We start from the raw sequence: 12123 nt of genomic DNA, 5'->3' as shown, positions 1-12123 counted from the left end.
AACTCACCGGATGACTGCTCGGGTCTGCTCAACGACTTCTACCCTTAGGGGTTGATACAATAAAATGAACACTCCGTACAGTGCTGCGCCTGCGAATACGAACCCGAATAAATGAATAATCGAATTGATTTCAACCGTACTTTTCGCCAGGTACAATATGACGTACATTGCGACTGAGGATAGTAAGCACCATCCAAGTTCGTTATACGGTATTCTGATTTTGACGAACTGTGACAAATAATAGGTCCGGAGGATGGTACCGAGAGTCATTGATAACACTGTTCCTAATGCTGCACCCACGATTCCGAATTGCCAGATGAGTACAAGGTTAAGCAGAAGATTAGCGATAATATCTACAATAGCGGCATGAGTGACTAGGTCAGGACGATCAAGTCCAAGTAGAGACTTCCCAGCGATTTGTCTGATAGCACGGGGGAGCTTGCCTGCTAAAAGAATAATTAACGCAAGCCAAGCCGCTGTGAATTCTTCACCGAAAATCAATCCGAGAATCTCTTCTGACAATAAAAGGCCCCCAAAGAACGCAGGAAACACAAAGATCACCGATGGTACAATGATCTTCGGGAGTAACCTTTCGAGTGGTTCGATAGCATCATCTGCTGACCAGGAACTGATTTGCGGAAAGATCGTTGTCCCAATCGCCCCGGTGAGTAGCAAGACGGGGCCGGCGACCTGCCATGCAACCTCGTATGCTCCGACATCCGCTTGGGTGAGGAAGAACCCGATGATCAACACGTCCATCCAACTGTGGACTTGGCTATCTATTTCGGGAACGATGCTGTACTTAGCATAATCAATTAAGGAATGAGCCTGGGTCATAGTTGGGCGACCAATCCCAACAGAGGTCTTATATTTCGCCCAGAGAAGCTGCAGCCCTTTCCCTGCGATCACGGCATAAATCAAACCGATCACACCGTAATCAAGTGTCACAAGGAACACACCGAGAGTAACCCAGACAACGGAATAGGCAAAGCGAAGCGTTGCTGTCTCTCCTACTCGCAACTCTCCCTTGAGAACATTCATCATCAAGCCAGCGAATTCCTGAAGGAAGATTGCGAGAATGAGTAATCCGGCTACTTCAGCCCCGATATACTGGTTCAGATGAAACTGAAAAAGAAGAATCGCTCCAGTTATAATCACAAGTAGTGCTGATTTCAGGGCGATACCAGTCCCGAGAATCCGATCCGCAGGCCCACCTTCGCTTATACGTTTTTCGACAGCAATACGTGTACCCAGGTTGGCGGGGAGCGCGGAAATACCCAGAACAGCCTGAAACAGGAAGAAGATCCCGAGTAATGTTGCACCGAGCTCCTGGGCAAAGAACGCCGTACCCACAAACGTCAGTACTAGGCTACCAACTTTTGCTGCGGTGATTTTAAGCGTAGATCGAGCAAGATCCATATTTCACGCGCTGTTTAAATCTATCGAGGACTCTAAGACTGTGATCAGGGCATACAACTGCTGTGTGTAGTTTTCACCGTTAAGGTGAGCAGTATAACAGTCTTGGGCAGCATCGTAGTCTAAATACGGAGAAGCACGAATCCGGTCCTCATTTTTCTCCAGTATATCCCTAACAAACGAATGCTGACGGACCAATGTTTCGTGATTAGGCCACGATCCACCGCCACCACCTATTGAATCCTCAGTCTCGCTCGAAGCGACCGCTCGTTCAACCTTATTCCGAAGTGCGGCTGCCTTCCCCACATAGTGTTTTATATAATATGGGTAATGCAGAGGCAGACCGTGACCCGGGTGAGGAATCGAAGCAAGCTCGGGGTTAAGTTCAGACAACGACGTTTCAACAATATCCCTTTTGTACCGATACGAGGATGGCATCTGTAGCGCAAGGTCCACAATACGATTGTCTAAGAATGGATACTTTGTAGGAAGCATTTGATTGAGGGTTTCATAAAAGATGAAAGTTTTCACATTGGTGATGGGATGAATCATGCCGAACTCGATCATTGCATTCCATGATTGATACTTCACACCGCTATTTTGGATCGAGCTTTCTTTCTCTTCAACTCGTTCCAACAGTGTCTCTCTTGGGTTTAACTCATCTGTTAGGTAGGGCAGAGGACAATTGTAATCTCCAACTTCGCCACTACTTATTGCATCAAAATATGCTTCAGGAGAACGGATTTTTCGGGGGGACGATGACGGGTACAGATGGTTCAACAACGGGTATGAAATGGATTCTTTCGGAACATATGTTCCACTCAAAATCGTATCGCTATATTGAGCGCAATACAATTGTTCAACCTGATTGGATATTTTGTCAGTAAAACCAGTAGGATGAGCATGACGAGGGAGTCCATTGAAGTTCGTGATCTCTCCTACCATACTGAATACACCTGGATAATAATCTTCTGTTCGCTCTAGAAATTTGAAACTTTGAGACAGTTTGTTAGCTACTTGCTGTGCTGTCTGCGCCTCTTTATTGCCATCCAACTGCTCATTCATATGGAACGCAGTCACATCATCTTCTATTGATGCTAGAAGGAGTCTGGAATCTGATCCCCCACTCAATAATATTCCCTGGTATCGTTTTTGGTCGGAACGGTCACGTACTGCGTCAACGAATACCTCACTAAACTCGTCAACAAATTCTGAATATGAACTCTTTCTCTCAGTTGGAACCGGCCACCAATATCGCCAGCTATCAACGATTTTCCCTTCTGTGTCAAACGTCAATATTGAACCAGGCGGGATCTCTTCAACTCCCTTGGCAGGTGTCTCCACACCGGACACATGACTAAATGCAAGAAACTCCGCGAGAAACTCTGGGTTTGCTTCTAGTCCCACTTCTGGGTGAGCAGCAAGTGACTGCAATAGCGACGAAAAGACGAGAGATCCATCTGGAGTACGCGTATAGTATACTGGCCGAGATCCTAACCGGTCTGTGAACAAGGAGACAGTTTCGGATTCGTGATCATAGATAACTCCCGAAAATTCACTATTCAATCCTGCAACGAAATTCAACCCATAGGTCTCGTAAAGGGATGCACAGTATTCTGCATCGCTTAGATTGCCTGATCTGGGGGTATACTTACCACGGTGTTCGTGTCCCAGAATATCACCCCAGCACCAAATTGAGACGTTTTTTGTGGTTGCTGGTTGCTCATCAAATGCGACTGCATGATCGACATACCCGAGCTCCAAGAGATCATCACGAAAAAGTGACTCTCGTTGATCACCAAAAGTGTTGATCGCATTAGCAAGGTCAGTAATAGCCCCTCTCTGGGCACCTACAACCCCGCAGAGTCCTGCCATTATATCCCAGATAGTAAATCATCCGTATAAATCAACCCATTTAGGACCGTCCACCCCTCAGCATAACTTATTAACTGCGTCTCCTGATCTGACGAAAAGGAGAAGTCCAGCGAGATACCGCCATCGTACAAGCGCCTGCGGGCGTACATCAATCCGAATACCGACGCCGACTTCTGAAGGGTGAGCAGGAGTCATCCAGACTGCAAACAATCCACCGAGTGGTGCAGTGATCTTGCCCACTCGCTCTCTGGCTCGGTTTAGATCTCCCACTGCCAGCAGGCCCGATAAATTCTATGTGTTTCATACATCACTTCATCGCAAGTTTCTCACTAGAGGTGTAGTTGTATACATCATACCCCTCGTTTTTGCATCTTTGATCATATATTTCCTGCCTTTCTTGGCTTAGATGTTTCCTTTCGATATTGATGATATTCGGGTACACATCTGCTTCAAAAAATGAAAAGACCACCTCGTCATCAAACCCTTCTGCATCCACCTGTAACAGCTGGACATCATCCATGTTCTGTGATTGGCTTATAATCGAATTTGGCTGAGCTACTTCCACATCAAATTCTTCTATAATACTTTCTGGGTTAGCGTCAGACTGGACATTTTCCGAGATCCATTGCAACAACTGATCCCTATTTGTAGTAGTCACGCCAGTTGGGATTCGATAATCAGGCCAATCTTCTCCATATCCTGCATTTATATCATCCCAATAATTTTGATCTATCCCGTATAACCGTATAGACGAAGATTCTTGACCCCCAATAGCTTTATTAACTATTTCTGCTGACGAGTGATATGAATAATTTTCTTCTAAATATGGAATAACAGTTCTTATTGGCTCAACCAGAATAATATTAGTGGAACCTTCCTGATCTTTCACAAATTCATAAATTGGATCATTATGTTTTCCATCATTAGCACCAACTTGGATAATATTCATGGGCTTTTTTACTGAAATGGCGCCTTTCAAACTGTTTGTGTACATTTGCGGGTTGCGGTCCCCATCATTCACATAACTGATGTCGATCCCAAATCTCCGCAGGCCACTCTTCACCTGCGATTCAATCATATTCTTCATACGCTCTTGTGTAGGAGATTGTTAATAGAGCTACGGTTATCAGAGTCCGAGCTGCGAGCACCGTTTTAAGCACCTCTACGTGGAGTTTCAAATTGAGAGTAAACTGAGCGAAGTCCAAGAAGGCAGTCCATCAACAATGTTCTACTCATGAGCGAAGTAGATAACTGACAGACGCAAAATTGACCGATCGAAGATCTCCGGGTGTCGAAAGTGAGTGATACCATTGTATTCCACTGTGTTGAGTTCGGAATACATAGTATTACGTCAGACGATCAGGCAACTTTTTTCAGCAGACCGTGACCATACCCTGGGCAAGACTTCTTCGTTAGATAACAAGGGGAGTCAACGTCGGAGTTCAAATTACGACCTTCATCAGACGATGTGATACACCTCAAAGAAATGAGAAATAAATAAGTTAGATATAGCCACAACTACACACCATATACTGTCGTCACACCATACACAAAATAAGAACGTCTATTTATAACCGAGATGCTTAAGACGATCTTCCAATTCATCCTGCTCTCTACCAGTTAACCCCGGAATATCACCAGACATAGATTCAACGGAAGGCAGGGAAGCGGATCGAAGAACGGTCAGGGCCTCATCAGCGATCTCACCATTAGTTTCAACAATCGAATCATCCCGTTGGATAGCATACCCATTATCTGTAGTTACTCTGAGCGCATTATTTGATTTCGAAATAATGGGCCGGTATCCCGATTCTATAAACGGGCGAGTGTGGCGTGGTAAGTTCACGTTCCAGTCAAACACCCCAGATAACGTAGCCAACAAATCACCCGTTTGTACTGCGTGTGTATGATTTTCTCCGGCGTATTTGTTGTTCGGATATTTCACTGCTAAAGGAACCTCAATAAGTGAGTCAATCGGATTCGCAGACCAGTCATGTTGAAAAACACCATTTTCTCCAAAGGCTTCCCCATGGTCAGCGAGGAGTATTATCATACTCTGTTCCCATCGACCACTCTGCTGAATTTCTTTGAAAAATTTCGCAATATTTCTGTCTATATATTTAACAATCTCACCATACATTTCCCGACAGAACTCAATCTCTTCTTCTGTAGGTGATGGTAGATCCTTACCTGTTTTGTCAAGCCCCATGCTTCTTATCGCAGGACCCCGGATCTTATTATTTATATGTTTGATTTGTTCACTATCATATTGTGTTACTATATCTCGATCCGTGACTTTTTGCGGATAATATGGATGATGTGGTTCCATAAGATGAACCCAAAAAAACCCAGGTTGTGACTGAATTGAGCTTTCCAACTGTCCCAATATATTCTCAGCAGTTCTACTAGATGATGGTGATAAATCTGGCTGAGTACTCATAGAGTCACGAACAGTTTCCCAAAAGAGATTGTGGACTTTGGTTAGAATATCAGATTTGCCTGCAACCTGTTTTATCTGTTTGTAGATAGATAGCGATGAGGACCCCCCAGGTTTCCGAGTGAATGAATCAAAACCACGATCATATCCTCTATCCGGCCGAAGATGTGGATTGTTGGTTATTGCAAAAGTATAGTCATCGTAAAGTTCAGCTATTGTTGGCACATCAGTTTTTAATTCTCCTTTAGCTTCAACCGGGTATCCTGTGTGTATGCTGGGAAATGATAGGGGTGTTGCGACACCATTTGAATAACAATTTTGAAAATGTACAAAGTCATTGAATCCACTGTTCCAACACTCGGAAAAATACGTTTTGTTGAAGTGATCTCGGCGCAGGGCATCAACAGTGATTAAAAAGACATCATTCATTACTGAGTCATATTCAATCGCATATTAATATAAATTGTGCGTTGTAAGAGCCTGTCCGAAAAACAATTTTGATCCGAATTTTACGGTCTCAGAATCGGTTAGAGCGTTTATTAGCCGGATTTACCGGCAAGATAAACATTTTTCGGACAGGCTCTGTAAGCACCTACTGAATCTGCTGAAGGCAGAATCTTGATATAGAAGGTGAGGAAGCTGTAATGCGTCTCAGATTAATAATGGGTGACTTTCAGGCGTTGATCCACTCGCTCGAAGAATAGTTGGTCGTGTCGCAAAGTCCTCTAGAGTTCAGTAGCAACTGATTCCCCTGAGGAAGGGGACGCCTCTGGTGTCCACCCAGAGAGGTGTCCCATGCACGCCACAATCGACGTGCGGTTGACCGTTAGCATCGACGACGACAAAACGATACCGCTGGCCACGCTCGCCGAGTTCATCACCGATCGGAATGTCGAATCGGCTCTCCTCGAATCACTGGTCGAGAGCCTCGACGCCGCCCGCGTCGAGGCGCTCTGTGGGGAGAAACACGCCACTGGCAACGGTGATAATCGCTTCCAACGTGCTGGCACCGATACCCGTACAGCCGTCACAACCGCTGGTGAGCACGAGTTCTCTCTTCACTACGTCCAAGACACCGCTGCAGACCACGATGAATCCAGCTACTTCCGGCCCGTCGAAGACATGATCGCCTTCGACGGGCAAAACCGCTATCAACAAGATATCGCCGCCAAAGGTGTCGATCTCGCTACGTCGCTCAGCTATCGTGATACTGCTGATCACGGCGACGGCATCTTCGAACGGATGCCGTCGCCGACCACCATCAACCGCCGTGCAAGAGAATACGGCGGCAAGCTCAAGCAGTTTCTTCCAGACTGTGTCGCTGACACAGACGCTGACGCTGTCATTCCTGACGGCACGAAGTGTCACAGCCAAGACGACGACCGCTCATATCATTCTGTCCAAGCCACGCTCGGCGAAGACACCGCCGACGAGTCACGCTCTCTGCTGGATCTCTCAGTTAACGCTGATTGGGACGAGACAGCCGCTGAACTCGATGACAAGGATGCAGTCACTGACGACGCGACGGTCGTCAGTGACGCCGAAGAGGGCATCGTCACGGCCTTTACCGATGAACACACCGATCACCAACTTGATCTTGTCCACGTCGGCCGGACGCTTGATTACAATCTCTGGGACGACGGCGTGTTCTCTATGGATCAGCGTAACGAAATTGTCTCGGAAGTGATCGACGAGGTGTTCCATCTGAAGAACTCCGTCGCCAAGCACCGTCCAGACGAAGAGTTCGCGGCGATCCGCTCGCGGATCGCGCGCACGACTGATCGCATCGAGAAAACAGCGTGGCAACTAGACCAGTACGGATCAGAGAAGGCCACGGGGTATCTTCGGCGGTGGCTGCAGTCGATTGTAACATTTGCAGAGGCAGCCATCGAGGGGTTCGAGGTGCCATGGACCTCGAACCCCGTCGAACGACTGATGGGTGAAGTCAGCAAGCGCTGTAAGAACCAAGGGATGCGCTGGACAGCAGAGGGATTGGAGGCGGTACTCCAGCTTCGACTCGTGAAGTACGCTGATCCACCGCACTATCAGTCGTTTCTCGACAAACTGCTCCAGCGATCAACCAAAACAGCAATGAGCTGTGACCTCTCAATTGAGAGCACCGGAGGCAAACTCTAGACCGCTTTGCGACGCGACCAAGATTTAAGCGAGAAGACGGCGTTGAAGCCACTATCTCCATGAGCCAGTCTCCCCACGTCTGCTTCGTCTCGGACACCATTCACACGTATTTTGGATCGGGTGTCGAGCAGGGCGTCGGTGGTGCGGAACGGCAGCAGTACCTGATCGCACAGAGACTCCGGGACGAGAGCGTTCCCGTCTCGATCGTTACTCTCGACTACGACGAAAAACCGTCCCCAGAAACCATCGACGACATCGAGGTCTGGAAAGAGATCCCGGACAAACGCGGCGTTCTGAACGCTCCCCTGAAGACGACCTCGTTGCTTCGAGCCCTCCGAGCCGTCGACGCAGACGTCTATTACGTCCGGGGGAACGACTTCCTCTGCATCGTGACGGCTCTCTACTGCCGCCTTTCGGATGCGAAATTCGTCTACGCCGTCGCGAACGATTCCAACGTCGAACCGGAGCACCTCCGGAACAAAAACCCGGCTCTCGCGAAGTCGTATTTGTCTGCCGTCCGGAGCGCCGACCACGTCACGGTCCTCACTCCCCACCAGCGAGAGGTTCTCGATCGAGAACACGGGATCGATTCCACCGTCGTACCCTGTGGGTACGACCTCCCACCCGACGAGGAGGTTCTCGATCACGACGAACGCGAGTACGTCCTGTGGGTCGGTCGCCTCGACCGCGATCAAAAACGCCCGGAGCGATTTTTAAATCTCGCCGAATCGCTTCCGGAGGTACCGTTCGTCATGATCGGCCCGCCCGACAACGACGACCGGGACAATTCCTATTTCGAACAAATAACGAGCCGAGCAGAGACGATCGACAACCTCGAATTCATCGAATTCGTTCCTCCGAACGAGATTCACGAATACTTCAGAAAGGCGAGTATCTTCGTGAACACGTCGGCGTACGAAGGCTTCGGCAACACCTTTCTCGAGGCGTGGCGATACGCGACACCCGTCGTCACCGTCGAGTACACGCTACATGGGGAGATCACCGATCGGGAGGTCGGGATACAGGCGGATTCGGTGGAAGACCTTCCTGACGTCGTCGAGGATCTCTATCGGGACGTTCGAAAACGTCGCACGCTGGGCCAGAACGGTCGAGAACTCGTTCGGGAACAGTATTCGATGAAATCCGTGACTGACCAGTACCGGGAGATCTTCTCGGACTTATAAAACGTCCCTGTATATCTCTACCAACCGCTTCCCGATCCGATCCCAACTAACCTCCCTCACAACCTCCCGCCCGTTCGACCGACCCTCGGACTCCAGAACCTCCCGAACCAGCGCCACCAACTCCTCCTCACTCCCCCCAACCCCACCGGGCTCCACTCCCGCCAATCGCTCCCGGACGTCCCCCACGTCCGTCGAGACCACCGGAACATCACACGCCATCGCCTCCTTGACCGTGTTCGGCGACCCCTCGTGCCGCGACGTCAACAGCAACACATCGGCCGCGTTCACGTAGTACGGCACCTCCTCGTGGGGCACCCCCGAAATCGTCTGCAACTGCACCGCCTCGCCCAGCGCCGACTCGACCCGATCGACCACCCGCCTCGCCAGGGGGTAGTTCTTCCGCTCGTAGTCGGGCGCGTACGGGAACAACACGTGCGTCCCGTCGGGATCCCACCCGACGCGCTCCCGGGCCACCCCCCGATCGATCGGCCGGAACCGCTCCAGATCCACCCCACTCGGCACGATATACGCGTCCTCCCGCCCCAGCAACTCCCGCATCTCCTCGCTGCGGACCGTCACCGCGTCGGCCCGCCAGGCGAACGCCTTCGTCACCAGGCCGTCGAACCCGACCACGTCCGAACCCCACAGCGTCACCACGACCGGCAGCCGGAACTGCGTGACCGCGTACGGGGCGGTCAGCCCGTAGTTCGCGTGGATCAGGTCGTACTCCCCCCGGCGCAGCTCCCGCCGGACCATCGGGAAGAACTGCAGGTACTCCCGCACGCCCCGCCGCGCCGCCATGTCGCCGTCGATCTGCTCGGCGCCGGGGACCACCAGCACCGTGCAGTCGACGCCCTTCCGTTCCAGGGTCTCGATCTGTTGCCGGAAGAAGATCTCCTCGGCGGTGACCAGGTGCAAAACGCGGAGGTCCGCTGGGTCCGTCATGGCGTCCGGTGATCGGTGGAAGGTCCACCGTCGGACGGTTATACGTTACGAACCCGCTGTTCCCCGTCGTGAGCTACTCGAACTCCGAGACGAAGTCCGCGTCGAGCTCGTCGGCGAGTTCGCCTCCCGTGAGCCAGGTCACCTGCTCGTCGTCGAGTGTTGAACTCCGAGGACGTTCGTCACCGATACTCTCCGATTGTTCGGTACGGAACGTAGTAGCCGATCTCGTCGATCCAGGTCGACAGCCACTCGTCAGCGGTTGGTTCGTCGATCTTTCCGGCGTCGATTGCAGCCAACAGGACGCCGACCGACCCGACGACGGTCACGCCCTGGTCTTTCGCGAACGACCGGGCATCGCCGTCGTCGGTCAGCAGTCGACCGTCACGTGCGTCCGCCAGGGCGAACGCCTGTGCCTCCCCGGGATCGAGATGGTCACTGACGATCGCTTCCCTGTTTGCGACTGCGTCCGAAACCGTTGCGACTGGAATCTGGTCGTCGAGTGCATCCAGCGCTGACCGGAGATACGGATGGTCATCGACGCCGTTTTCGAGTTCCTCGCGAACGATCGGAACCGTACAGATTCCGGAGAGTCCTGCAACCACCCACAGCTGGTCGACGTAGGCGAAATTCGAGAGGACGGTCGTGTTCAGGACGCTCGGGTTCGACGGAGCGCCGTCACCTGTCATTTCGCACGCGTCTCCTCGTCGTCCGAGTCCTCGTCACTGAATTCGAGTTCGCTCGCTGCGGCGGCCTCGTCGGCTGCGTCGTCCTCGTCGACGAGACCGAATCGGAGTTCGACCCCGTGCTCCCGGAGGATGTCACGCATCGTCCATCGATCGACGTCGGCAAGTCGCGCAGCGTCACCGAGCGTGATCCGTTCGCGTTCGTAGAGGGCAACTGCAGCGGCAATGCGCTCGTTTTCGTGGTCTTCGAAGTATTCACGAACGAACTCTCTCAACGCGTCGCTCTTGCCCCCGAACACGCCAGCCTCGACGGCACCCTCGATGAGGAGGTCGAGATCGTCCGGGTAGGAGCCGGTGATTCGTGCCATCTGTCCGCCCGAAGCTACGTCTTCATACTATTTATGAACTGTGTCGGAGGGTCTCCCGGTCGCGGGCCACGATACGGTGAGTCACCGACCGATCGACGACGGGGAAGTTATCACCCGTCGATCGGCCACCCGGCCCACGGATCGTTCTGTTACGGCCGAGAATCAGTATCAGAGGCCGGACAGCCAGATGGGGTCCGTCTGTGCGGGGTCGAACGGGAGTGCTTCCAGGTGGGCGACGGCGACGCGGACGTCGCTTCCGGACATGTCCTGTGGTGCGACGAGTATCGGGACGTCGGCGTTTCTGCCTCCGAAATCGGAGACGTCCGTCGAAAGTACCGCGTACCGTTCCGATTCGGCGTACTCCGTGATCGCGTCGTCGGTCGCTTCCGGGCCCAACGGAGAGACGTCGCGGCTGTAGACGACCTCGTGGCCGTCCCCCCGGAGGGCGGACACGTACTCGTCGGGGACGTTCGTATCGGCGAGAATTCGCAGTTATCAGTCGGCTCGCTCAGTCGCGTTCGAACCGTCCGCGAGCAGCGATCGGGTTCGACGCTCTCCGTTCTGCCGTGCGGTCGCGAACTCCCGTTCCCGGTCGGCGAACGCCTCCCGGTGATCGTAGTAGTACGAAAGCGCCGTGAACAGCTCGGCCATCGAGACGTCGTACTCGCCGGCGACGACGTGGGGGTCCTCCTGCTCGTCGATGACTCGACGCTTGACGTCGAGGACGGTGATCCGGGTGCCGTCGATCCGTGGCGATCCCGACCGGATCTCCTCGTCGCGGACGATCCTCGTCATGAGCGTCCGTTGGTCGGCCTGCCGTATAAACCCTCGAACAACTCGGACAAACAGCGTTCAGATAAGCGATGGGTGGTCCGTCCGACCGGCCGGGCGGGACTGAAAGGGGCCGGCGTCTCGGCGAACCCGGATCCGGTAAGCACCGCAGCGAAGCGAGGAGCGCAGCCGCGATCCCGGGAGTCGAGACGCCGGGGGCTTTCGAGATGTCTGTAACGTGACCGAGCCACTGTTCTCGACCGACCGAACACTCCCCGTTCACACCACCGAAACCGAAGCCGTCCGTC

At 52.3% G+C, this 12123-nt stretch carries 11 protein-coding genes; 2 read left to right on the top strand and 9 right to left on the bottom strand.

The features are described 5' to 3' along the window. Positions 1 to 3: 3 nt before the first annotated feature. The 4 genes from AArcCO_RS14150 to AArcCO_RS14135 form a co-directional block, all read right to left on the bottom strand. On the bottom strand, positions 4 to 1419 hold the full coding sequence (locus tag AArcCO_RS14150; protein ID WP_259534139.1) for a flippase: 1416 nt from the start codon (positions 1417 to 1419) through the stop codon (positions 4 to 6). A gap of 3 nt (positions 1420 to 1422) precedes the next feature. Beyond that, positions 1423 to 3291 carry an asparagine synthase-related protein gene (locus tag AArcCO_RS14145; protein WP_259534138.1) on the bottom strand — a complete coding sequence of 623 codons (1869 nt, stop codon included), beginning with the start codon at positions 3289 to 3291 and terminating at the stop codon, positions 1423 to 1425. A gap of 307 nt (positions 3292 to 3598) precedes the next feature. Continuing rightward, a complete protein-coding gene (locus tag AArcCO_RS14140; protein WP_259534137.1) occupies positions 3599 to 4369 on the bottom strand; it encodes a hypothetical protein in 771 nt (256 codons plus the stop codon). A 486-nt stretch (positions 4370 to 4855) separates the two neighbouring features. Beyond that, positions 4856 to 6157, bottom strand: a complete 1302-nt coding sequence (locus AArcCO_RS14135) for a sulfatase-like hydrolase/transferase (protein ID WP_259534136.1) — start codon at positions 6155 to 6157, stop codon at positions 4856 to 4858. Between the two features lie 366 nt (positions 6158 to 6523). Here AArcCO_RS14135 and AArcCO_RS14130 point away from each other — a divergent pair, with 366 nt between their 5' ends. Together AArcCO_RS14130 and AArcCO_RS14125 are read left to right on the top strand one after the other, a co-directional pair. Further along, a complete protein-coding gene (locus tag AArcCO_RS14130) occupies positions 6524 to 7864 on the top strand; it encodes an ISH6 family transposase (protein WP_259534135.1) in 1341 nt (446 codons plus the stop codon). A 59-nt stretch (positions 7865 to 7923) separates the two neighbouring features. Then, a complete protein-coding gene (locus tag AArcCO_RS14125; RefSeq protein ID WP_259534134.1) occupies positions 7924 to 9048 on the top strand; it encodes a glycosyltransferase family 4 protein in 1125 nt (374 codons plus the stop codon). Here AArcCO_RS14125 and AArcCO_RS14120 read toward each other — a convergent pair. The 5 genes from AArcCO_RS14120 to AArcCO_RS14100 form a co-directional block, all read right to left on the bottom strand. Beyond that, a complete protein-coding gene (locus AArcCO_RS14120; protein ID WP_259534133.1) occupies positions 9043 to 9993 on the bottom strand; it encodes a glycosyltransferase in 951 nt (316 codons plus the stop codon). The genes AArcCO_RS14125 and AArcCO_RS14120 overlap by 6 nt on opposite strands. Positions 9994 to 10172: 179 nt before the next feature. Continuing rightward, positions 10173 to 10679, bottom strand: coding sequence for a PIN domain-containing protein (locus tag AArcCO_RS14115; protein ID WP_259534132.1), 507 nt, complete (start codon positions 10677 to 10679; stop codon positions 10173 to 10175). After that, positions 10676 to 11044 (bottom strand): UPF0175 family protein, encoded by a 369-nt coding sequence (locus AArcCO_RS14110; protein ID WP_259534131.1) that lies wholly within the window; start codon positions 11042 to 11044, stop codon positions 10676 to 10678. Before AArcCO_RS14110 ends, AArcCO_RS14115 begins: the two co-directional genes overlap by 4 nt. 168 nt (positions 11045 to 11212) lie before the next feature. Next, on the bottom strand, positions 11213 to 11530 hold the full coding sequence (locus tag AArcCO_RS14105; protein WP_259536460.1) for a DUF5615 family PIN-like protein: 318 nt from the start codon (positions 11528 to 11530) through the stop codon (positions 11213 to 11215). Between the two features lie 9 nt (positions 11531 to 11539). Continuing rightward, positions 11540 to 11839: a DUF433 domain-containing protein gene (locus AArcCO_RS14100; RefSeq protein ID WP_259534130.1), complete on the bottom strand. Its 300-nt coding sequence runs from the start codon at positions 11837 to 11839 to the stop codon at positions 11540 to 11542. Positions 11840 to 12123: the final 284 nt, after the last annotated feature.

Source organism: Halalkaliarchaeum sp. AArc-CO (assembly GCF_024972735.1).
GTDB lineage: Archaea > Halobacteriota > Halobacteria > Halobacteriales > Haloferacaceae > Halalkaliarchaeum.
This window is presented reverse-complemented; position numbering and strand designations above follow the sequence as displayed.